23 protein-coding genes are annotated in these 20,364 nt (G+C 51.8%); 12 read left to right on the top strand and 11 right to left on the bottom strand.

Going from position 1 to position 20,364, the window contains the following annotated elements:
* Positions 1 to 26 precede the first annotated feature (26 nt).
* Together msrA and DUT67_RS04225 are read left to right on the top strand one after the other, a co-directional pair.
* Positions 27 to 665, top strand: a complete 639-nt coding sequence (gene msrA, locus DUT67_RS04230; protein WP_113626715.1) for a peptide-methionine (S)-S-oxide reductase MsrA — start codon at positions 27 to 29, stop codon at positions 663 to 665.
* 171 nt (positions 666 to 836) lie between these two features.
* A complete protein-coding gene (locus DUT67_RS04225) occupies positions 837 to 2,162 on the top strand; it encodes a hemolysin family protein (protein ID WP_048262071.1) in 1,326 nt (441 codons plus the stop codon).
* Positions 2,163 to 2,227: 65 nt separating this feature from the next.
* Here the strand turns inward: DUT67_RS04225 and DUT67_RS04220 are convergent, their stop codons facing one another.
* Complete coding sequence (locus DUT67_RS04220) at positions 2,228 to 2,434, bottom strand: DUF1107 domain-containing protein (protein WP_005974755.1); 207 nt, start codon at positions 2,432 to 2,434, stop codon at positions 2,228 to 2,230.
* A gap of 348 nt (positions 2,435 to 2,782) precedes the next feature.
* Between DUT67_RS04220 and DUT67_RS04215 the strand changes: the two genes are divergently transcribed.
* A complete protein-coding gene (locus tag DUT67_RS04215) occupies positions 2,783 to 3,361 on the top strand; it encodes a YtfJ family protein (RefSeq protein ID WP_113626714.1) in 579 nt (192 codons plus the stop codon).
* 4 nt (positions 3,362 to 3,365) lie between these two features.
* Here DUT67_RS04215 and cysQ read toward each other — a convergent pair whose 3' ends face one another.
* A complete protein-coding gene (gene cysQ, locus DUT67_RS04210) occupies positions 3,366 to 4,106 on the bottom strand; it encodes a 3'(2'),5'-bisphosphate nucleotidase CysQ (RefSeq protein ID WP_113626713.1) in 741 nt (246 codons plus the stop codon).
* A 473-nt stretch (positions 4,107 to 4,579) separates the two neighbouring features.
* On the opposite strand from cysQ, the gene DUT67_RS04205 reads away from it, so the two are divergent.
* Both DUT67_RS04205 and DUT67_RS04200 read left to right on the top strand, forming a co-directional pair.
* Positions 4,580 to 6,532: a bifunctional 2',3'-cyclic-nucleotide 2'-phosphodiesterase/3'-nucleotidase gene (locus DUT67_RS04205; protein WP_113626712.1), complete on the top strand. Its 1,953-nt coding sequence runs from the start codon at positions 4,580 to 4,582 to the stop codon at positions 6,530 to 6,532.
* Positions 6,533 to 6,724: 192 nt separating this feature from the next.
* The gene (locus DUT67_RS04200) at positions 6,725 to 7,279 is read left to right on the top strand and encodes a flavodoxin family protein (protein ID WP_048262077.1); all 555 of its coding nucleotides are present in this window, start codon (positions 6,725 to 6,727) and stop codon (positions 7,277 to 7,279) included.
* A 73-nt stretch (positions 7,280 to 7,352) separates the two neighbouring features.
* Here the strand turns inward: DUT67_RS04200 and DUT67_RS04195 are convergent, their stop codons facing one another.
* Positions 7,353 to 7,775: a DUF2502 domain-containing protein gene (locus DUT67_RS04195; RefSeq protein WP_113626711.1), complete on the bottom strand. Its 423-nt coding sequence runs from the start codon at positions 7,773 to 7,775 to the stop codon at positions 7,353 to 7,355.
* A gap of 300 nt (positions 7,776 to 8,075) precedes the next feature.
* On the opposite strand from DUT67_RS04195, the gene ipdC reads away from it, so the two are divergent.
* Positions 8,076 to 9,743 (top strand): indolepyruvate decarboxylase, encoded by a 1,668-nt coding sequence (ipdC, locus tag DUT67_RS04190; RefSeq protein ID WP_113626710.1) that lies wholly within the window; start codon positions 8,076 to 8,078, stop codon positions 9,741 to 9,743.
* A 102-nt stretch (positions 9,744 to 9,845) separates the two neighbouring features.
* Complete coding sequence (gene ytfE, locus DUT67_RS04185) at positions 9,846 to 10,511, top strand: iron-sulfur cluster repair protein YtfE (protein WP_113626709.1); 666 nt, start codon at positions 9,846 to 9,848, stop codon at positions 10,509 to 10,511.
* A 90-nt stretch (positions 10,512 to 10,601) separates the two neighbouring features.
* Here ytfE and fklB read toward each other — a convergent pair whose 3' ends face one another.
* A complete protein-coding gene (fklB, locus tag DUT67_RS04180) occupies positions 10,602 to 11,222 on the bottom strand; it encodes an FKBP-type peptidyl-prolyl cis-trans isomerase (RefSeq protein ID WP_048262084.1) in 621 nt (206 codons plus the stop codon).
* A gap of 401 nt (positions 11,223 to 11,623) precedes the next feature.
* Here fklB and DUT67_RS04175 point away from each other — a divergent pair, with 401 nt between their 5' ends.
* Complete coding sequence (locus DUT67_RS04175; protein WP_113626708.1) at positions 11,624 to 12,337, top strand: LysM-like peptidoglycan-binding domain-containing protein; 714 nt, start codon at positions 11,624 to 11,626, stop codon at positions 12,335 to 12,337.
* Here DUT67_RS04175 and DUT67_RS04170 read toward each other — a convergent pair.
* The 6 genes from DUT67_RS04170 to yjfP all read right to left on the bottom strand — a co-directional run bounded on the left by DUT67_RS04170 (position 12,334) and on the right by yjfP (position 15,200).
* On the bottom strand, positions 12,334 to 12,696 hold the full coding sequence (locus DUT67_RS04170; protein ID WP_113626707.1) for a DUF488 domain-containing protein: 363 nt from the start codon (positions 12,694 to 12,696) through the stop codon (positions 12,334 to 12,336). The genes DUT67_RS04175 and DUT67_RS04170 overlap by 4 nt on opposite strands.
* Positions 12,697 to 12,821: 125 nt before the next feature.
* The gene (rplI, locus tag DUT67_RS04165; RefSeq protein ID WP_048262091.1) at positions 12,822 to 13,274 is read right to left on the bottom strand and encodes a 50S ribosomal protein L9; all 453 of its coding nucleotides are present in this window, start codon (positions 13,272 to 13,274) and stop codon (positions 12,822 to 12,824) included.
* Between the two features lie 41 nt (positions 13,275 to 13,315).
* Positions 13,316 to 13,543: a 30S ribosomal protein S18 gene (gene rpsR / locus DUT67_RS04160; protein WP_005974788.1), complete on the bottom strand. Its 228-nt coding sequence runs from the start codon at positions 13,541 to 13,543 to the stop codon at positions 13,316 to 13,318.
* 4 nt (positions 13,544 to 13,547) lie between these two features.
* A complete protein-coding gene (priB, locus tag DUT67_RS04155) occupies positions 13,548 to 13,868 on the bottom strand; it encodes a primosomal replication protein N (protein ID WP_015841576.1) in 321 nt (106 codons plus the stop codon).
* A 5-nt stretch (positions 13,869 to 13,873) separates the two neighbouring features.
* Entirely contained in the window at positions 13,874 to 14,266 is a 393-nt protein-coding gene (gene rpsF, locus DUT67_RS04150) for a 30S ribosomal protein S6 (RefSeq protein ID WP_005974793.1), read from the bottom strand.
* 181 nt (positions 14,267 to 14,447) lie between these two features.
* Positions 14,448 to 15,200 (bottom strand): esterase, encoded by a 753-nt coding sequence (gene yjfP, locus DUT67_RS04145; RefSeq protein WP_113626706.1) that lies wholly within the window; start codon positions 15,198 to 15,200, stop codon positions 14,448 to 14,450.
* Between the two features lie 294 nt (positions 15,201 to 15,494).
* Between yjfP and DUT67_RS04140 the strand changes: the two genes are divergently transcribed.
* The 4 genes from DUT67_RS04140 (at position 15,495) to bsmA (ending at position 19,840) form a co-directional block, all read left to right on the top strand.
* Positions 15,495 to 17,435: a methyl-accepting chemotaxis protein gene (locus DUT67_RS04140; RefSeq protein ID WP_113626705.1), complete on the top strand. Its 1,941-nt coding sequence runs from the start codon at positions 15,495 to 15,497 to the stop codon at positions 17,433 to 17,435.
* Positions 17,436 to 17,670: 235 nt separating this feature from the next.
* Positions 17,671 to 18,792, top strand: coding sequence for an RNA ligase RtcB family protein (locus DUT67_RS04135; protein WP_113632807.1), 1,122 nt, complete (start codon positions 17,671 to 17,673; stop codon positions 18,790 to 18,792).
* On the top strand, positions 18,789 to 19,412 hold the full coding sequence (gene prfH, locus DUT67_RS04130) for a peptide chain release factor H (RefSeq protein WP_113632806.1): 624 nt from the start codon (positions 18,789 to 18,791) through the stop codon (positions 19,410 to 19,412). The genes DUT67_RS04135 and prfH overlap by 4 nt, the downstream gene beginning before the upstream one ends.
* Before the next feature lie 119 nt (positions 19,413 to 19,531).
* Positions 19,532 to 19,840: a biofilm peroxide resistance protein BsmA gene (gene bsmA / locus DUT67_RS04125; protein WP_113626701.1), complete on the top strand. Its 309-nt coding sequence runs from the start codon at positions 19,532 to 19,534 to the stop codon at positions 19,838 to 19,840.
* A 62-nt stretch (positions 19,841 to 19,902) separates the two neighbouring features.
* Here bsmA and DUT67_RS04120 read toward each other — a convergent pair whose 3' ends face one another.
* Positions 19,903 to 20,301: a DUF350 domain-containing protein gene (locus tag DUT67_RS04120; RefSeq protein WP_048262103.1), complete on the bottom strand. Its 399-nt coding sequence runs from the start codon at positions 20,299 to 20,301 to the stop codon at positions 19,903 to 19,905.
* Positions 20,302 to 20,364 lie beyond the last annotated feature (63 nt).

Genomic DNA, 20,364 nt, shown 5'->3' with positions numbered 1-20,364 from the left:
CCAGTCTAGCTGGAGTTAACAACGTGATGAATTCGATTGATAAGATGCAACGGATTACGCAATCCGATGCTTTACCGGGGCGTGCTACCCCCATGCCGGTAGCCAGGCTGCACGTCGTGCATGAACACTCAATGACGCATGTGCCGGATCACATGTCTGTCGCTATTTTTGCGATGGGCTGCTTCTGGGGCGCAGAGCGTTTGTTCTGGCAACAGCCGGGCATCTACAGCACCGCAGCGGGTTATATCGGTGGTTACACGCCCAACCCGACCTACCGCGAAGTGTGCAGCGGGCAAACCGACCACGCCGAAGCCGTGCGTGTCGTTTTCGACCCTGCGGTTGTCAGCTACGCTCAGTTACTGCAACTATTCTGGGAAAATCACGACCCCGCGCAGGGTATGCGTCAGGGTGGTGATATCGGTAGCCAGTATCGCTCCGCCATTTATACGCTCACACCCGAACAGGAACAGGCCGCGCAGGAAAGCCTTCAGCGTTTTCAGCAGGCGATGAGAGAAAACGGCGATGGCCGGGCTATCAGCACAGAAATCGAGCCTGCAGGTCCGTTCTATTATGCGGAAGATGATCACCAACAATACCTGCACAAGAACCCGAACGGCTACTGCGGGTTAGGCGGTATCGGCGTCTGTCTACCGCCTCAGCGTTGACCGCTGGCGGTAATTTCACCGCTCCTGCTATAATGCCCCCGAACCGGGCCAATCCTCGCCCGGTTTTGACCTTCAATAACGATCATAATGTGTTCACTTTTATGTGTTCACCTTTCTGAGGATCGCTGCGTCAATCTCGGCTCATGCGAAAACTTACCTAAAGTAAAAACTATGTTAAACAGTCTATTACTGATTCTTTTTCTTATTGCCATCAGTGCGTTTTTCTCGATGTCGGAGATCTCGCTGGCGGCGTCTCGTAAAATTAAACTCAAACTGATGGCTGATGAGGGAAATATCAACGCCAATCTGGTGCTCAAGTTGCAGGAAACGCCGGGCATCTTCTTTACCGTGATTCAAATTGGCGTCAATGCCGTCGCGATTCTGGCCGGTATCATCGGCGATGCGGCATTTTCCCCTACCTTTTCCATGCTGTTTGAACGCTTCATGTCACCCGAATCCGCAGATAAAGTCAGCTTCATCTGCTCATTTGTCCTTGTCACTAGCCTGTTCATTCTGTTTGGCGATCTCACCCCGAAACGCATTGGTATGATTGCGCCAGAAACCGTAGCGGTCCGCATAATCAACCCCATGCGCTTCTGCCTGTTCCTTTTCCGCCCGCTGGTCTGGCTATTTAACGGTCTGGCTAACGTCATTTTTCGCCTGCTCAAACTGCCGATGGTGCGTAAGGATGACATCACGTCCGATGACATTTACGCCGTGGTGGAAGCCGGTGCGCTAGCTGGCGTACTGCGTAAGCAGGAACACGAACTGATCGAAAACGTGTTTGAGCTGGAATCCCGTACCGTGCCGTCTTCCATGACCTCGCGTGAAAGTGTGGTCTACTTCGATCTGCGCGAGCACGAAGACAGCATTAAGGAAAAAATTGCCCAGCAGCCACACTCCAAGTTTCTGGTTTGCGATGGCACAATTGATCAGATCGTCGGCTATGTGGACTCCAAAGACCTGCTGATTCGGGTGCTGGGAAACCAGAGCCTGACGTTGAGCAGCGGCGTACAGATTCGCCAGGCGCTGATCGTACCGGATACGCTGACACTGTCCGAAGCATTGGAAAGTTTCAAAACGGCGGGCGAAGATTTCGCGGTCATACTGAACGAATACGCACTGATCGTCGGTATCATCACCCTTAATGATGTGATGACGACACTGATGGGCGATCTCGTCGGTCAGGGAATGGAAGAGCAGATTGTGGCGCGTGATGAGAATTCATGGCTGGTTGAAGGCGGTACGCCAATAGAAGACGTGATGCGGGCGCTGAATATTGATGACTTCCCACACTCTGGCAACTACGAAACCATCGGCGGATTCATGATGTATACGCTGCGGAAAATCCCGAAACGTACCGATGCGGTGCGCTTCTCAGGCTATAAGTTTGAGGTGGTGGATATCGACAGCTACAAGATTGATCAGTTGCTGGTGACCCGTCTGGAAGACCGTCCGATTGTCGCATCAAGCACGAAGGTTGATAGCACAGATTAACGGTTAGTCTGGCAAAGACATCATAACAAACCAGAACGGCCCGCTATGGGCCGTTTCTTTATCACTTATCCCATCTCAGCCTGAAGCCGGATGACCTGGCGATTCACTTCTGACATCACCAGAAGATGCTGCTTATCTTGTTTCTTTGGCAATAGAATTTTGCCGTAGTCGAACTCAAAAGCACCAACCCCTTTTATGTACAGCCGCCCGCGAAACAGAGTTTTCACATATTTAGCGACTTTCAAAGGATTGTAACGTTCGAAGATCCTCATCGTTTTACTCTCCCGTTTTATTTTTCTACGCTCTCCCTTTCGCCAACATGGTTAAGGTTTTGGAGCGCTAATGAGATAACGGATACTGCTAGTTAGTACTGTAAAACGGCATTTAGTTCCCCACTATTCAGTATTCTTAACTGCTTTTACAGATTTTTACAGAACAGTGTTTAAGTAAACCCCTAGTCATCAGTATAAACCTTCAAAAATAAGGGTTTTGTGCACTCGGGCACAAACCGTTTTATCGCGGAGCAGGACAGACCAGTTTCCTGAATCTACGCTTATTCCATAGCCTGACATTTTCCATAATAGACATCGCACCAGGCTCCCCACACTGAAGGACATACCATGATAAAAATACGCCACCTGCTGCTCGCGCTCTCTATCACTCCCTTGCTGGGGCTTATCTCATTCCCAGCTTCAGCCCATACGCTGGTGCTCAACCAAACGGTTCCCCCCATCGGCGTCGCGGATAGAGGAGAACTTCAGTACCTTAATAATCAGTTTAGTTATAAAAACTGGAACAGCGCGCAATTGCCCGGAAAAGTACGGGTGATACAACACATCGCTGGCCGCACCTCGGCAAAAGAGATGAACGATCCCCTCATCTCCGCGCTGAAGGCCGCTAACCTACCGCATGATTATTACCAAACGACGACAATCGTGAATACTGACGATGCCATCATCGGCACCAGCATGTTTGTGCGTAGTAGCCTTGAGGACAACAAGAAAGCCTTTCCGTGGTCACAATTTATTGTCGATAGCAACGGCAACGTGCACAAAGCCTGGCAGCTACAGCCGCAAAGCTCCGCTATCGCGGTGCTGGATAAACAAGGGAAAATACGTTTCGTGAAAGACGGTGCGTTGAGCGGACAAGAAGTGCAGCAGGTGATGTCCCTGCTGCGTCAGTTGCTGGAAGAGAAATAACGGGCTAGAACAGGGAAACGCGAAAACCGGGGTTGAGGAAGGATTCACGCGGCGTATAAGACAGCTGCTGCCCCTGCCAATCGTGAATCTGCGCCCCGGCCGCCACCGCTACCGCATGGCCTGCTGCCGTATCCCAAATGTTAGTCGGCCCGAAGCGTGGATAAAGCTGCGCGTCACCTTCCGCCACCAGACAAAATTTTAGCGATGACCCAATCGCCACCGTCTGGTGCTCACCTAACTGGCTAAGATAATCTTTTAGTTCACTGTCAGCATGAGAGCGGCTGACCACCACTAGCGGCGGATGCGCCTGCTTCACCCAAATTTGCCGACGCTGGCCGTTCTCTTCTTTCCAGGCTTTGCCGTCCGCCGCGGAATACATCACGCCCGTGACTGGCACATAAACCACGCCCAGCACGGCTTGGCCGTTTTCGATCAGCGCAATATTGACCGTAAATTCGCCGTTGCGGTTGAGGAACTCTTTAGTACCATCCAGCGGATCGACCAGCCAATAGCGCTGCCAGTGCCGACGGATTTCCCACTCAGGCGGATCCTCTTCTGACAGCAAAGGAATATCAGGAAACGCCGCCGCCAGCCCTTCCTTAATGACCCGATGCGCCGCAAGATCGGCGGCGGTCACTGGCGAATCGTCTTTCTTGTGCGCGACATCTACGGGATGCTGCCCGTCGTAAACCTGCATAATGGCAGCACCGGCATCACGGGCCAGTTGGCAAATAGGTTCTAGCATGATCTACCTCGTCGTTATCGGTTGCGCGTAACGCAGACTTCATCTCTGTCATTCATTATATACCCCAAATAATTCGAGTTGCAGGAAGGCGGCAAGAGAGGGACAAATTCGTCGGGAACGAATTTGACCAGCCAGAGGCTGGCCTTCGGTGAGAGACAGGATGTCTCTCATTTCATCCCGATGAGCTTACTCAAGTAAGTGATTCGGGTGACAAATCTGCCGGGAGCAGATTTGAACGCTGCTTGCAGCGGCCCTTTAGGGCGAGGCCCACGATGGGCCGAGTATTTGAACGCAGCCAACGCACATGCAGCTTGAAGTATTACGGGTATACATCTGTGAGGCAATCTACGATTATCGCCATTACTGATGTCATCCTCAGAATTTAGAGACGATAATCACTTTAACTTCATCATGATATGAAAGACACCCCGATCGCCTCACGCGTCGACAATCACCGCACAAGGAGTTACGCAATGAAGCATTCACTGGCACTCAGCCTGCTTGCTACGCTGGTCGCCACGACCGTTCATGCCGCCACCGTTGATTTACGGGTATTAGAAACCACCGATCTGCACAGCAATATGATGGATTTCGATTACTACAAGGATACGCCAACCGATAAATTTGGGCTGGTGCGCACCGCTAGCCTGATTCACGCTGCGCGCGAACAGGCGACCAACAGCGTGCTGGTAGATAATGGCGACCTGATTCAGGGCAGCCCGTTAGGCGACTACATGGCGGCAAAGGGGCTGAAGGCTGGCGATGTACACCCGGTTTATCAAGCGATGAACACGCTGGATTATTCCGTCGGCAATATCGGTAACCACGAATTCAACTATGGCTTGGACTATCTGCACAAGGCGCTGTCAGGTGCGAAATTCCCTTATGTGAACGCCAATGTGCTGGATGCCAAAACGGGTAAACCACTGTTTACGCCTTACCACATTGAGAACAAGTCAGTTAAAGATCGCGATGGTAAGCAGCATACCCTGCGTATCGGCTATATTGGCTTCGTCCCGCCACAGGTCATGGTGTGGGATAAAGCCAATCTGACAGGAAAAGTCACCGTGGAAGACATCACGGAGAGTGCCAAAAAATGGGTGCCAGAAATGCGTAAGCAAGGTGCCGATCTGGTGATTGTTATCCCTCACTCTGGTCTGTCCGCCGAACCGTATAAAGCCATGGCGGAAAACTCCGTTTACTACCTCAGCCAAATTCCTGGGGTTGATGCCATCATGTTTGGCCATGCTCACGCGGTTTTCCCCAGCAATGACTTTGCCAACATCAAAGGCGCGGATATCAAACAGGGAACGCTTAACGGCGTGCCAGCTGTAATGCCGGGACAGTGGGGTGACCATCTCGGTGTCGTCGATTTCACATTGAATAACGACAGCGGCACGTGGAAGGTGGAAAATGCGAAAGCAGAAGCCAGACCGATCTATGACAAAGCACAGAAGAAATCACTGGCTGCGGAAGACGACAAGCTGGTGAAAGTACTTTCCGATGCGCATAAGGACACGCGCGAGTTCGTCAGCAAGCCCATCGGCAAATCCGCAGATAACATGTACAGCTACCTGTCGCTGATTCAGGACGATCCAACCGTACAGATCGTCAACAATGCTCAGCGCGCCTATGTAGAACACTTTATTCAGGGCGATCCCGATCTGGCAGATCTGCCAGTGCTCTCCGCCGCCGCACCGTTTAAAGCCGGTGGACGTAAAAACGATCCGGCCAGCTATGTCGAAGTGGAAAAAGGCCAGCTCACTTTCCGTAACGCCGCCGATTTGTATCTCTACCCGAATACGCTGGTGGTGGTGAAAGTCAACGGACAGCAGGTGCAAGAGTGGCTGGAGTGCTCTGCGGGCCAGTTCAAACAAATCGATACGAGCAAGCGTGAACCGCAATCCCTGCTCAACTGGGACGGTTTTCGCACGTATAACTTCGACGTGATCGATGGCGTGAATTATCAGATTGATGTGACGCAGCCAGCCCGCTATGACAGCGAGTGCGCGTTAATCAACGATAAATCGCACCGTATCAAAGCGCTGACGTTCAACGGCAAGCCGATCGATCCCAAAGCAACCTTCCTGATCGCCACCAATAACTACCGCGCCTACGGCGAGAAATTTGCCGGCACGGGTGAAAAGTATGTGGCCTTTGCATCGCCGGATGAAAACCGTTCCGTGCTGGCGGCCTACATCAGTGCGGAAACGCAAAAGGCGGGAGAAGTGAAGCCACAGGCGGATAACAACTGGCGTCTGGCGCCTATCGTCAGCGATACACCACTGGATATCCGTTTTGAAACATCGCCGTCAGAGAAAGCCACCGCGTTTATCAAAGAGAAAGCACAGTACCCGATGACGTCCGTCGGTAATGATGAAACGGGCTTTGCGGTTTACCGCCTCGACCTGCAACACGCTAAATAAGCGCTTAACGCCTATTATGCGCAGGCTCCTGCTTCGGCGGGAGCCTGAACGATCGGTTATTCAAACCAGAATATCCTCCATTTTCACTCCAGTATCATACTGTTACAGAGTAATAAAACAGGGGTGATCTCTTCTCGGTGTACAGTAGGTTATCTACATACCGATACAACAGAGAAAAAACGAGGATTTTTTATGTCAAAAGCAGTCGTTATTTATCATTCAGGTTATGGTCACACGCAACGTTTGGCTGCTGCCGTCGCAGAGGGTGCCAATGCCGAGCTCATCGCGATTGATGCAGAAGGGAATATCAGCGACGCCGAGTGGGAGAAACTCAACGCTGCCGATGCCATTATTTTCGGTACGCCAACCTATATGGGCGGCCCAACCTGGCAGTTCAAGAAATTTGCGGATGCCAGCTCTAAAGCCTGGTTCTCCCGCACCTGGAGCAACAAAGTGTTTGGCGGTTTTACTAACAGCGCCAGCCTGAACGGAGACAAACAGGTCACGCTGATTTATCTGCAAACGCTGGCTTCACAGCACGGTGGGATTTGGGTCAGCCTGAACCAGTTGCCATCCAACGCCAAAGCGGCGAAACGCGATGATCTGAATAACCTGGGTGGCTCAGTAGGCCTGCTGGCGCAGACACCTTCCGACGCTAGCGCAGATGAAGTGGTCGCTGGCGATCTGGCGACCGGTAAGCTGTATGGCCAGCGCATCGCTGATATCGCTGCGAAACTGGCAAACTAGTCAAAAAAAAACAGACTACACATCATTTCTCGATCGACAAGCGCCGCTCTTTCGCGGCGCTTTTTTTATCTAACTAGTCGCGGAACGACCCTCGCCCATTGCGGTAGTAGCCATTTCCTCGCTCATGTCCACGTCCGTCCCAATCGCCTCGACGCGGGCCGCGTTCCTCAACATAGCGCGGCAGAGCAAAACGACGATTTTCATAATCGCGTCTATCACGCTGGCTCTCACGCCACCAGCGGGCATCACGCCAGCGCCAGCCATCCCAATAGTAACCGTGACGATTACGTTCACCACGATTGTAACCCCGGTGCTCCTGCCACCAGCGCTCACTGCGCCAGTCGTAGCCATCCCAGTAATTACCTCGTCTGTCACGCTCGCCGATATTCAACGTAACGCCGGGCATCAGATCGATGCTGGCACCCTTCGCCTCTGGCGCTGGCATAACCGCAAACATTCCCACAAACAGGGCACTGATGACGAGTGGCTTAAACATAGGGTAACTCCTTGCTCACCGCGACTGCGGCCTGGCAAAGATATACGGGGAATTCCCCTACTCCACTATCAGATAAATACGCATTTTCCTGATTTTACCGTTCTTAACGTTTCGCTAACGCTAATGCACGCTATTCATCAGCACCCTATTTATTCATTAATAAATTTAATACCCAAAAGCCCCCATAAGTACGAATACATGCAGATTTAAGGATTAACCATAGGGAATAAATATTAGAAATATTCACCTTAGCGCTAATACTTAATATCAGAATATCCATCATGCACAGAGGGAATAGCCATGAGCGAACACTATACGGTAGGTGATTATTTACTGGATCGCCTGACACAGATCGGTATTCAGCATCTCTTCGGCGTACCGGGTGATTACAACCTGCATTTTCTCGATCATGTCATCAGAAACCCAGATATTACCTGGGTAGGCTGCGCGAACGAGTTAAACGCGTCTTACGCTGCCGATGGCTATGCGCGATGTCGCCCGGCAGCGGCGCTGCTCACCACCTTCGGTGTCGGTGAACTCAGCGCGATTAATGGCATTGCAGGTAGCTACGCAGAATACCTACCTGTCATTCATATTGCCGCCGCGCCCTGCCTCGCTTCACAGCGTAATGGTGAATTGCTCCATCACACATTAGGAGACGGTGATTTTAGCCACTTTTCCCGTATGGCGGCAGAAGTCACCGTTGCCCAAGCCAGCCTCACCGTTGAGAACGCAACCGCAGAGATCGACAGAGTGATTGGTGAAGCCCTCGCTCAGCAGAAACCGGTATACCTGTTTCTGCCAGTCGACGTGGCAGCGGCACCTGTCAGCGCACGGCCCTATCCGCTCGTTATTCCTGAACCATTACGCTCTGATGATTCGCTAAACGCCTTTACCGCCGCAGCCACCGATATGCTGAGCAAGGCAAAATCAGTCTCGTTGCTGGCAGACTTTCTGGCTCAACGCTTTAACGTCGCGGGACAAATCCAACGTTGGCTTGATAAAACACCGCTTCCCCACGCCACTTTGCTGATGGGAAAAGGCACGCTAAACGAACAGCACCGCAGCTTTACCGGGACTTATTCAGGCGGCGGCAGTCATGAAGCGATCCGAGCACATATCGAAGATGCGGATGTCATTATCAGCATCGGCGTGCGCTATACCGATACGATTACCACCGGTTTTAGCCATCAGATCGCTATCGAAAAAAATATCGATATTCAGCCAACGTTGGCTCGCGTAGGGAATCAGGTTTTCCCCTCCGTTCCGATGTCAGACGCTATCGCCGCGCTGGAAAAAATCACCGAGACACTCGCGGCCCGTTGGGATTATCGCACCATTACGCCTCCAGCTTTACCGCAATCGGAACACAGAAGTGCACTCAGCCAGCGCGAATTTTGGCAACAGATGCAGCGCTTCCTCCGCCCTGACGATATCCTCGTGACCGATCAAGGGACCTCCTGTTTTGGTGCCGCCACACTCCGGTTACCAGCGGGCTGTCATTTCATCGTCCAACCGCTGTGGGGGTCGATAGGCTATTCTTTGCCAGCCGCATTCGGCGCACAGATTGCCGAACCGGAAAGACGCGTGGTTCTGTTGATCGGCGATGGTTCGCTTCAGCTCACCGTACAGGAGCTGGGTTCTATCATTCGGGATCGATTGAATATGGTCATTGTGGTGCTGAATAACGAAGGCTATACCGTCGAACGCGCTATTCACGGCCCGGAGCAACGCTATAACGATATTGCAGCCTGGAACTGGACACAGCTTCCCGCTGCGCTGGGCGCGAATGAAAACGAGATACTCTGCGAACAGGTGCGTTCACCCGTCGCGCTCGCACAGGTACTTGAGCAAGTGAATGCGGAATCTCGCTTGTCGCTCATTGAGGTGGTATTGCCGAGAATGGATATTCCAGCGCTCTTACAGACCATCACCCAATCACTTGAGACTCGCAATACCGTGCAGTAATTCAGCATGCCTTTTACCGCCTACCTCGTAAGCGGTATATTCAACGCCAAAAGATGCATTTAAAATGCACTTTATAAATTGCATTCGTTGAGAGGCATCATCATGGCATACCGCGATCAATCCCTGGGTGAGTTGGCTATCGCTATTCCGCGCGCCACCAAACTCTTTCGTGAACTCAATCTGGATTTCTGCTGCGGCGGAAAACAAACGCTAAGCCGCGCTGCTGGCAAAAAAGATCTCAATATCGATGAGTTGGAAGCACAGTTAGAAAAACTGGCTGCACAGCCTTCTGATGCACGAGACTGGCGTGAAGCACCGCTGGCTGACATTATCGCGTACATCATCCCCCGTTTTCATGACCGCCACCGTGAACAACTGCCGGAACTGATTCTGATGGCAGAAAAAGTCGAGCGCGTGCATCACGATAAAGCAGACTGTCCGCACGGCCTCGCAAACCAACTGACCGCGATCTATAACGAGCTGTCTCAGCACATGATGAAAGAAGAACGTATCCTCTTCCCAATGATCAGTCAGGGAATGGGTGCGAATGCTGCCGCACCGATTTCAGTGATGGAGCATGAGCACGATGACGCCGGGCGTGATGTGGAAGTGGTTAAAGAGCTGACCAACGGCGTCATACCGCCTGAAGGTGCCTGCAACACCTGGCGTGCGCTGTACTCCGGTATCAACGAGTTCATTACCGACCTGATGGAACACATCCATTTGGAAAACAATTTGCTGTTCCCACGCGCACTGCGCGGTGAGTAATGTCGTTTCAATAAAATAAGAAAGTCAGTAAAAAACCATTCAGTAAAAACAACAAAGGCGCTCAATGAGCGCCTTTGTTTTGTCTGAAACTTACAGAATTTCCAGCAGTTCCACTTCAAAAATCAGAGCGCTGAATGGCGGAATAGAAGCACCCGCGCCACGTTCGCCATACGCCAGATTATGCGGAATATAGAGTTCCCACTTGGAACCAACTGGCATCAGCGTCAGCGCCTCAATCCAGCCCGGAATCACGCCGCTGACAGGGAATTCAGCAGGTTGACCACGCTCGACAGAGCTGTCGAACACGCTGCCGTCAGTCAGGCGACCCGTGTAATGCACACGCACACGATCCTGACGAGCCGGAATTGTACCTTCACCCTGTGTCAACACGCGGAATTGCAGACCAGACTCCGTGCTGTTCACACCTTCTTTTTGTGCGTTCTCAGCCAGGAACTGTTGGCCTTCTACCGCCAACTCTTGCTGACGATCGCGACGTACCGCATCAGCACGCTCATGAATTTCACGCAACGCACGATGAACCACATCCACAGGCACCGCTGGCGCATTACCTTCCAACGCATCGCGTAGACCAGCAAGCAGCGCTTCTGGGATCAGACCTTCAAGCCCTGATTCCTGTAACTGTTGACCAACTTGTAAGCCGATGCCGTAACTTGCCTGCGCTTCGACGCTATCAAAAGAAGGAGTTGTCATGGATGTTCCTTTTAATCTGTAAAAAACTGAAAGCGCAGCATAACAGCGACGGGGATTAGGGTAAAATCCTGTGTGCAGGTAATCACGTTAACCGCACACCAGCCAAACCATTACGGGAAGCTGGCCTATACTGGTAGTTCTGATGTTTCTGGCGCACGGCTCGCCTTAATCATCAACGCGTTAACTGGTCAGCTCATGCAGATTATCGGTATACTGGATTGCGTTATCATCCTGATACTGTTTTTATGCCGACGCCGCCTTGCTACTGGTATAGCTTGGTTTGGCATAACGTAGTTAATCACATCATTTTTATCTGATGCGGTTTTTACACTGGCACTGTTTTTTATACTGATGTTTTTATACTGATGTTTTTATTCTGAATTGTAGTAAGAGAGGTCACCATGGGCAGAATTGCGCCCAGGAAGCGGAAAACCACCTGGGATTATCAAACGCTAGTACGCTTCTGTCAGCGAATTATCCAGCGTCAGCCCTCAAATGCTGTAGCCGTAGAAAACGACGAGCAGCACGAAGAGCAGGAGCGTCTATCTCCCCCTTCTCTGCGTGAGCGTATTAGTGTCTCGCTGCGAAAAGTCTGGCATTTACCTGACGGCTATCACTGGATGGAACCGTTGCCGCTCCTCCATCGTCGCTGGATTTTAATCGCCATCGCAGTACTGCTGATCGTGTTGCTCTGGCCTTACAGCGCGCAACATCCGCAGCCTGTCCTTACCATGCCCGTTCCTCTTACCCAGGCAGATAATCAGGCGGCGATGCAGGCCGTGATTATTGAAAGCCAGCCTTCAACACAACAACAGCAGCCTGCCGCTGCGCCGCCGCCAACTCAGTCATCGGCGCCATGGCGACAGTATGAGATCGCCTCGGGGCAAACGCTGGCCCAGCTCTTTCGCGATAACAATCTGCCCGTTAGCGATGTGTTCGCTATGGCACAGGTGGAAGGCAGAGATAAACCGCTCAGCAATTTACGAGCAGGTCAGGGAGTTAAATTGCAGTTGAATGCACAAGGAATGGTTGCAGAGCTGGAAATCGAAACCACGGCAAACCAGACGATTCGGTTCACCCGCGGTGCAGACGGCGCGTTCACCCGCACACGCTAACGGGTCAGCCGCTCCAATAGGAAATCGCGCAGGACAATAGCATGGTTGTGCTGCGCGTCTTTACTGCCATAAAGCAGCGTGATTGTCTTCTTCTGCTCAAGTAGTTCCAGTAGCCTGATGCGCGCATTACTCTGCGCCAACTCATTTCGATAATAGTCCGCAAATTCCGCCCAGCGTTCAGGCTCGGCGTGGAACCATTTCCGCAGCTCGCTACTCGGCGCGACATCTTTAAACCACTCAACGCCCTCCAGACGTGCTTTACTGATGCCACGCGGCCACAGGCGGTCAATAAGAAAAGTGTGGGAAGAGAAAGGAGCCTGCGCGTCATACACGCGGGTGAGGTGAATCAAGTCGGACATATGGCCTCCTTTTTAGGGTAATAAGGTAATGATAGGTCATTTCCGTATCCCTAAAATGCAAAACGCTGGCACAAGGCCAGCGTTTCACATGTTAACTAAAGTGTTAATTCAACGATAAACGTGAATTACGCTTCAGCAACAACAACTACATTCAGCTCAGCAAATACATCGCTGTGTACCTGGAAGCTTACTACGTGCTCACCTACAGTACGCAGAACGCCGTTCGGCAAACGAACTTCGCTCTTAGCAATGTCAACACCGGCAGCCGTTACCGCATCAGCGATATCGCGAGTACCGATGGAACCGAACAGTTTACCTTCGTCGCCTGCTTTAGACGCGATGGTAACGCTAGCCAGTTCTTTGATCTTGGTGGCGCGAGCTTCAGCAGCGGTCAGAACGTCAGCCAGTTTGGCTTCCAGTTCAGCACGGCGTGCTTCGAAGAACTCAACGTTTTTCTTAGTTGCCGGCACAGCTTTGCCCTGCGGAACCAAGAAGTTACGAGCATAGCCCGCTTTAACGTTTACCTGATCACCCAGGCTGCCCAGGTTTGCTACTTTATCAAGCAGAATAACTTGCATTACTTTATCCTCTCAAAGTCTCGTTAATGGACAGTGGCCGATTACTGATGACGGTCAGTGTACGGCAACAAAGACAAGTAACGCGCACGCTTGATAGCGCGGGCCAGCTGACGCTGGTATTTTGCACGAGTACCGGTGATACGGCTCGGAACAATCTTGCCGCTTTCAGTGATATAATTTTTCAGCGTAGCGATATCTTTATAATCAATCTCTACAACGCCTTCCGCGGTGAAACGGCAGAATTTGCGACGACGGAAATAACGTGCCATGTGGCTAGTCTCCAGAATCTATCAATTCAATCTGCTCGGCATGTAACACTATCTTGCTCAGACCATTGCGCCCTTGATGGCAGCTAATGAATCCGTGCACGGTAAGTTGCGTGCCGACCGTTATACTGTGGGTAACTGCTTGTGACGAGAGTCCGCTGACAATCACGGGCATACGACACCATGCTTGCCGACTTAATCCGGCTTCCTCCTGTGTCGAGCGGTGCTCAAGCACAAACTGACAGTGAGGAATACCTGACGGACTGACTTTACGAATAGGTGTCTTGCACACTGTGCCGGACAACACCAGACGATTCACCGTCACCACAACAATTACTCTTCAGAATCCCCTGCATCCACATCATCGCCAGCTTCAGCGAAATCTTCACGACGCTCACGGCGTTCGTCTTTCGCTTTCACCATTGGAGATGCTTCAGTTACCGCGTGCTTAACGCGCATAACCATGCTGCGGATAACGGCATCGTTAAAGCGGAAGTTTGTTTCCAGCTCATCGATCGCTTCCTGCGGCGCTTCAACGTTCAGCAGAACGTAGTGAGCTTTGTGCAGTTTGTTGATCGGGTAAGCCAGCTGACGGCGGCCCCAGTCTTCCAGACGGTGGATCGTGCCCTGCGCACCAGTGATGGTAGCAGTGTAGCGCTCGATCATGCCCGGAACCTGTTCGCTCTGGTCAGGATGAACCATAAATACGATTTCGTAATGACGCATCGAATTGCTCCTTACGGATTATTCAGCCTCCTGTCTGGGTCAACCGCGGCCCGTGGAGGCAAGGAACGTGTATGTGTGCGGCTGAAAAAATGACGCGTAAGTATAGTGCCCGACATTAAAGAACACAAGGAAGAAACACAGGAGTTTTCTACGCTGTGATATTTGCAGAATTAACGTGGGATTACAGCGTCCGCTGGAAGAAATCAGCACCCGCCTGTAACGCCGTCGGCGTAATACGATGCGCCACACCCGGCTCGGTCAGATACGTCAGATTGGCGAGTGTATCGCGTGCCTGTAATGCCTGATGGAGACGTGCACTTTCTGCCGCTGGCACGACATCATCCGCTTCGCCATGCCACACAAGCAGCGGCCGATTGGACAGCGCATCAAGACGTGTAGTGACATCATAATCAGCCAGTTTGGTCGCTAACGCCTGCAACACCGCTTTATTTTCCTCGCGATCGGCCGGAACTGGAGGAAATAGCGTTGATGATAATGTGGAGAAATAGCCGGAACCCATAAATGCAGCCACCGCTGTAATCCAAGGATAGCGAGCCATGCACCCGAGCGCGCTCATTCCACCAAGCGACGCGCCGCAAACACCAATCCGTTCGCCGTCGATCAGGCCACGTTGGCGGTATTCCGCAACATAGTCGGGAAGTTCTTCAATATTCGCTTGCAGAATGTCCCAGAAATGACACAACCGATGCGCTTCATCACCATCATATCGGGCACCATGCATTGCCGCATCGGTCAAAATCACCCGGAACCCAGCCTGAGCCAGCGCGTAGCCAAAATACGAGTACACTTCTTTTGACGACGCGTAACCATGGTAGAAAAAAATCGTCGGTAAAGGCTGCTCCCTTCTTCCCAAAGGCACCGCGTGAATCGCTTCGATACCGCTGCCGAGTTTATCCAGTGACATTTCGACCATATTTCCCTCGTTTAAAGTTCTGTCAGCACGTTTTTATGTAGCGAAATCGTATTTAGCGACCGGGTCACGACCTTTTACGATAAACCCACTCGCTGCCATCCCTTATCCCAGTGACGTCATTAATTTCATGCTGATTTAATCGACATATTTATGTAAATAAAAAAATCACATTGATCTAGATCAATAATAGAAATGAATGTTTACACTCCGTGATTAATTTTTTTTCATCTACTGCCGTTAAAGCATGTGAAGCAAGACTAAAAAATAACCTTTTTATTATAAAGAGACACACATATGTTGGGACTTTCCTTTAAACACTGGGGTTTGGGTATCAAGTTATCAATTATCGCCTCCCTGAGCGTGGCGATATTGTTCATTGCCTTCACTCTCACCCTTACTCGCTCCGCAGGCGATCAGTTGAAATCGTTAACCCTCAACGACATGCAGAGCCAGGTGAATGGAGTCACCGACATGATCAACATGTACGATACCAGCCTACAAGCCGAGGTCAGTAACTATACGCGGCTGCTAGCGAGCTTTCTTCCGACGCGGTTTTCACTAGATACCGTAAACCGTACCCCTTTCGGCAGCACACCTCAGCCGACACTAAAAGCTGGCGATACGGTATTGAACCTCAACACCGACGTGACGGACGACTTTCTGAGCCGTACCCACGCAATCTCAACGATTTTTGTCCGCGATGGGGAAGATTTTACGCGCATCACCACGTCACTGAAAAAAGAAGATGGATCGCGCGCGATGGGAACCAAACTCGATCGTGAAAGCCCAGCGTATGCACCGGTGATGAAAGGTGAAACCTACAGTGGGTTAGCAACACTGTTCGGCAAACAGTACATCACCCAGTATCAACCGATACGCGATAGTGAAAACAAGGTTATCGGTATTCTGTTCGTCGGCGTCGACATCACGAAGCAATTTACCGAGATGCAACAGACCATTCTGAACAAGAAAATGGGTGAGACAGGCCATTTCTTTGTACTTAGCACGAAAAAAGGAAAGGATGCAGGTAACTATCTTTACCACCAAAGCAATGCCAACCAACGCCCTGACTGGTCAGAAGGTGCGTTAGAGAAAGTGCTGGCAACCGGTAATGGCACGATCGAATACGACAACAACACGATGACGGGCGAAGAAAAAACCCGGATCATGGTGTACCGCAGTATTCCACAGTGGAACTGGATTGTGGCGGGAACCATCAGTAAGGAAAGTCTGATGGCGGAGGTTAACCGCACCCGCAACCTGTTTTTGGGCGGTGGCATTATTCTGGTTCTGCTCTTCGCGGCATTCTTTGTCGTGCTGACGCGTAAATGGCTGAGCCAACCGCTGGTTGAAATCGTCAAAGTGGCAGAACAATTCTCTGCTGGTAACCTGACGGCCACGCTTTCCAGCAACCGTGGCGATGAAGTGGGCCGCCTGATCGATGCGATTAACGGCATCGGACAGGGGCTAACGACTATTGTGTCGCAGGTAAGAAGTTCATCTGAGGAAATCAGTGCCAGCACCGATGCGCTGGCTGCTGATAGTGAAAATATCAGCGAGCAGATTGCCCGTCAGGCCAGTAGCGTCGAAGAAACGTCTGCCAGCATGGAGCAACTCTCCGCCAGCGTGAAGCAGAACGCCGATAACGTCTCTGCTGCCAAAGATCTGGCGGAGCAAAGCGCAGCCGCAGCACGAAACGGCAGCCAGACCGTCACCGATTCGGTCTCTACGATGAGCGACATTAAAAACTCATCGCAGCGAATTGCCGATATCACAACGGTGATCGAATCTATCGCTTTCCAGACCAATATTCTGGCACTCAATGCTGCGGTAGAAGCTGCTCGTGCGGGCGAACACGGCAGGGGCTTCGCCGTCGTTGCGGCTGAAGTACGCGCGCTGGCACAGCGTAGTTCTACCGCGGTGAAAGAGATCGAAACCTTGATTGATGAATCGCTAGAAAAGATCGAAGCGGGCTATCATTTCTCAGAAAAAACGCAGGCGGTAATGGACGACTTACGTAACCGCATCCTGCAGGTCAGCACGATCGTGAACGATATCGATATCGCCTCACGCGAGCAGTCCGCCGGGATCAGCCAGGTAAACATCGCAATTGTACAGATTGGTCAGGCAACGCAGGAAAACGCCATTCTGGTCAACAATTCGGAAGATACCGCGCAGAGTCTGCGCCAGAAAGGCCACCATCTCAGCGAGCTGGTCAGCGTCTTCCGTATTTAACATCCACACAGTAGCCATCGTGTTGCCGGTATTGCACGATGGCCACCACTTGAGTATTATGCCGACGATTTTTCACTATTCCCCCACTGACAAAGGAGACGACATCATGACGACAACTACTCTGATTCTTTGCAGGACATCTCGGGACTAATTCCGCATTCTTTTCCGCTTTGCGTTATCCCCCCCAGCTGTAGCCTGCCTTACCCTATTTTTAAATTGATCAGCAGGATGATCTATGGGCAATGCTATTCGCTCTATTTCGGCGCGCGTCAGTGTGATCGCGACGGAAAATACCTGGATTGAAGATAAAGCAATCCAACAGCTTCAAATTACATCACAACTTCCCGATATGGTACGCGTGGCCGGTATGCCAGATTTGCATCCGGGCCGTGGTTACCCCATCGGTGCCGCGTTTTTTTCACAAGATCGCTTCTATCCGGCACTCGTCGGAAACGATATCGGCTGTGGCATGGCGCTATGGCGCACTGGCCTGAATGCCAACAAAATTTCACTGGATAAGCTGGAAAAACGGCTTGGCAATATCGATGGGCCACTGGAAGACGATATCGATATTCCACCTGCACTGGCGGATTTCCGCTATTCGCTGGGCACCATCGGCGGCGGCAACCACTTTGCAGAATTACAGCAGCTTGATGAAATTTATCAGCCAGATACGCTACACGCTCTGCACATTGATCCTAAACAGCTGCTGTTGCTCGTGCATAGCGGCTCACGCGGATTAGGGCAAACCATACTGGAAGCCCACGTGCGGGAATTCGGTCATCAGGGTATTGAGGCCAACACGCCAGCCGCTGAAGCCTATCTGGAACAGCATCAGTTTGCGCTGACGTTTGCCACCCACAATCGACGACTGATCGCACAGCGGATGCTGGAACGTTGGCATACGGAAGGTGATGCTGCACTGGACGTGAACCATAATCTGGTGACATCGGCCACGATTGAAGGCATTTCCGGCTGGCTGCACCGCAAAGGCGCGACACCCGCCGACTGCGGCCCAGTTATCATTCCCGGTTCACGCGGCGACTACAGCTATATTGTGCAACCCATTCCCCACGCAGACAGCCTCTATTCACTGGCACATGGAGCAGGCAGAAAGTGGATGCGTACGGAGTGTAAAGATCGACTGTCTTCACGTTATAGCGTCCAACAACTGGCGCGTACGCGTTTCGGTAGCCGTGTGATTTGTCAGGACAGGCAGCTGATTTTTCAGGAAGCACCAGAAGCCTACAAACCGATAGACAGCGTGATCGGTGCGATGCAGCAGGCGGGGTTAATCACGCTGATTGCTCGCCTGAAACCGGTACTCACCTACAAAACGCGCGGGGAGGATAAATGATATTGCTTCAACTTTCCGCCGCGCAGGGACCGGACGAATGCATGCTGGCAACGGCAAAAGCGCTGCACGCTCTGACGCGAGATCCCGCGCAGCAAGGCATCGAGTGCGAAATCATCGAAACCGAAGCTGGGAAACGTTCCGGCACGTTACGTTCCGCACTGGTTCTGTTAAACGGTGAGCAGGCAGAACCACTAGCTGACAGCTGGTGCGGTACGCTTCAGTGGACGTGCAATAGCCCTTGGCGCAAAGGTGGCGGACGTAAGAACTGGTTTATCGGCGTCGCACGTTTTCATCAGGAACAGGCGTTTGCCGATGACGAGATTCGTTTTGAAACCACCAAATCCTCCGGCCCCGGCGGACAGCATGTGAATAAAACCGAGTCTGCCGTCCGCGCCACTCATGTCGCCAGCGGTATCATGGTGAAGGTGCAGAGTGAACGCAGCCAGCACGCGAATAAGCGTCTGGCCTGTTATCTCATCGCCTATCGTCTGGAAGCGTTACAGCAACAGCAGCACGCCGAACTACGGGCACAGCGGCGTCTGTTCCACCATCAGATAGAACGCGGCAATCCGGTAAAAGTCTTCAAGGGCGAAGATTTTACGCTGGTCACCTCGCGCTAACCTCAGCTAACAGCGGGCATCTCATTGCCCGCTCGTTATTTTCCCCCTTACTAAAGAGAGTGCCATCAGCCCAATGATAGCGCTACACTCCCGCTATCTATTCCTGTCAGGCTGAAACGATGAACATCGTACGGATACTTTTCTTACCCTTAATACTGGTACTGTCCGGCTGTCAGCTCATACAAGGGAAGCCCGTCGCAGCACCACCGCCTGCAGAGAAAGCACTCGAAATTCGCTACGCGCAAACCAGCCAGTTAGAAAAAGTGGGGACGATCTCCGCAACCGTACGTGGGAACGCAGACGATGCCGATCGTGCCATTCAGCAAAAAGCCGATGCCTCCGGTGCACATTATTATGTGATTGTACTGAAATCCGAGGCCGCCACGCTCCCCGGTCTGTGGTCTGTACGCGCCGTGCTGTATCGCTGAATCGTCGAGACATGCTGTAAAAAATACCGGGAAGACTCCCGGTATCATCATGCAGAAATAGATTAATACGACATACACGCCGCATTCAGGAGCCCACCGCTGAGCGAAGCGGCACAAAGGAAAGCGCCAGACGCAATATCGTTATTCTGGATATGCTGGCTGAGACGCGGCATATACAGACGCACGGCGAAATAAATCAGTAATTGCACCACCAGCGCGACCACGCCCCAAGTGATGTAATCCACCAGACTCACCGAATTAATCGCCGCGCTGGAAAGCGGGATCACATAGCCAATCAACGCCCCACCAAATCCAATCGCTGCCGTACCGTTGTTCTCTTTAATCAGCGCCCACTCATCATGCGGCGTGATACGGGTGTAGATAAACAAAAAGGCCAGCACCATGGCAAACCCGATAAAGAAATAGGACGCGAAAGCGAGTAACGACGTAACAATAGGCATAGCAATATTCCTTTCAAATGAGACACGTTGGCGCGTCAGCAACAGGTAAGGGGAAGAATGGAG

Source organism: Pectobacterium peruviense, from assembly GCF_003312355.2.
GTDB classification, from domain to species: Bacteria; Pseudomonadota; Gammaproteobacteria; order Enterobacterales; family Enterobacteriaceae; genus Pectobacterium; species Pectobacterium peruviense.
This window is presented reverse-complemented; position numbering and strand designations above follow the sequence as displayed.

What these genes read in the sequence shown, in the direction of transcription:
- fklB (WP_048262084.1), bottom strand. Translation starts at nt 11,222, where the DNA reads ATGACAACTCCTTCTTTTGATAGCGTCGAAGCGCAGGCAAGTTACGGC.
- DUT67_RS04170 (WP_113626707.1), bottom strand. Translation starts at nt 12,696, where the DNA reads ATGTCCGACTTGATTCACCTCACCCGCGTGTATGACGCGCAGGCTCCT.
- bsmA (WP_113626701.1), top strand. Translation starts at nt 19,532, where the DNA reads ATGAACATCGTACGGATACTTTTCTTACCCTTAATACTGGTACTGTCC.
- DUT67_RS04195 (WP_113626711.1), bottom strand. Translation starts at nt 7,775, where the DNA reads ATGTTTAAGCCACTCGTCATCAGTGCCCTGTTTGTGGGAATGTTTGCG.
- DUT67_RS04175 (WP_113626708.1), top strand. Translation starts at nt 11,624, where the DNA reads ATGGGCAGAATTGCGCCCAGGAAGCGGAAAACCACCTGGGATTATCAA.
- DUT67_RS04205 (WP_113626712.1), top strand. Translation starts at nt 4,580, where the DNA reads ATGAAGCATTCACTGGCACTCAGCCTGCTTGCTACGCTGGTCGCCACG.
- DUT67_RS04220 (WP_005974755.1), bottom strand. Translation starts at nt 2,434, where the DNA reads ATGAGGATCTTCGAACGTTACAATCCTTTGAAAGTCGCTAAATATGTG.
- ytfE (WP_113626709.1), top strand. Translation starts at nt 9,846, where the DNA reads ATGGCATACCGCGATCAATCCCTGGGTGAGTTGGCTATCGCTATTCCG.
- rpsR (WP_005974788.1), bottom strand. Translation starts at nt 13,543, where the DNA reads ATGGCACGTTATTTCCGTCGTCGCAAATTCTGCCGTTTCACCGCGGAA.
- DUT67_RS04135 (WP_113632807.1), top strand. Translation starts at nt 17,671, where the DNA reads ATGGGCAATGCTATTCGCTCTATTTCGGCGCGCGTCAGTGTGATCGCG.
- prfH (WP_113632806.1), top strand. Translation starts at nt 18,789, where the DNA reads ATGATATTGCTTCAACTTTCCGCCGCGCAGGGACCGGACGAATGCATG.
- DUT67_RS04215 (WP_113626714.1), top strand. Translation starts at nt 2,783, where the DNA reads ATGATAAAAATACGCCACCTGCTGCTCGCGCTCTCTATCACTCCCTTG.
- DUT67_RS04200 (WP_048262077.1), top strand. Translation starts at nt 6,725, where the DNA reads ATGTCAAAAGCAGTCGTTATTTATCATTCAGGTTATGGTCACACGCAA.
- ipdC (WP_113626710.1), top strand. Translation starts at nt 8,076, where the DNA reads ATGAGCGAACACTATACGGTAGGTGATTATTTACTGGATCGCCTGACA.
- rplI (WP_048262091.1), bottom strand. Translation starts at nt 13,274, where the DNA reads ATGCAAGTTATTCTGCTTGATAAAGTAGCAAACCTGGGCAGCCTGGGT.
- DUT67_RS04225 (WP_048262071.1), top strand. Translation starts at nt 837, where the DNA reads ATGTTAAACAGTCTATTACTGATTCTTTTTCTTATTGCCATCAGTGCG.
- DUT67_RS04140 (WP_113626705.1), top strand. Translation starts at nt 15,495, where the DNA reads ATGTTGGGACTTTCCTTTAAACACTGGGGTTTGGGTATCAAGTTATCA.
- DUT67_RS04120 (WP_048262103.1), bottom strand. Translation starts at nt 20,301, where the DNA reads ATGCCTATTGTTACGTCGTTACTCGCTTTCGCGTCCTATTTCTTTATC.
- cysQ (WP_113626713.1), bottom strand. Translation starts at nt 4,106, where the DNA reads ATGCTAGAACCTATTTGCCAACTGGCCCGTGATGCCGGTGCTGCCATT.
- msrA (WP_113626715.1), top strand. Translation starts at nt 27, where the DNA reads ATGAATTCGATTGATAAGATGCAACGGATTACGCAATCCGATGCTTTA.
- yjfP (WP_113626706.1), bottom strand. Translation starts at nt 15,200, where the DNA reads ATGGTCGAAATGTCACTGGATAAACTCGGCAGCGGTATCGAAGCGATT.
- rpsF (WP_005974793.1), bottom strand. Translation starts at nt 14,266, where the DNA reads ATGCGTCATTACGAAATCGTATTTATGGTTCATCCTGACCAGAGCGAA.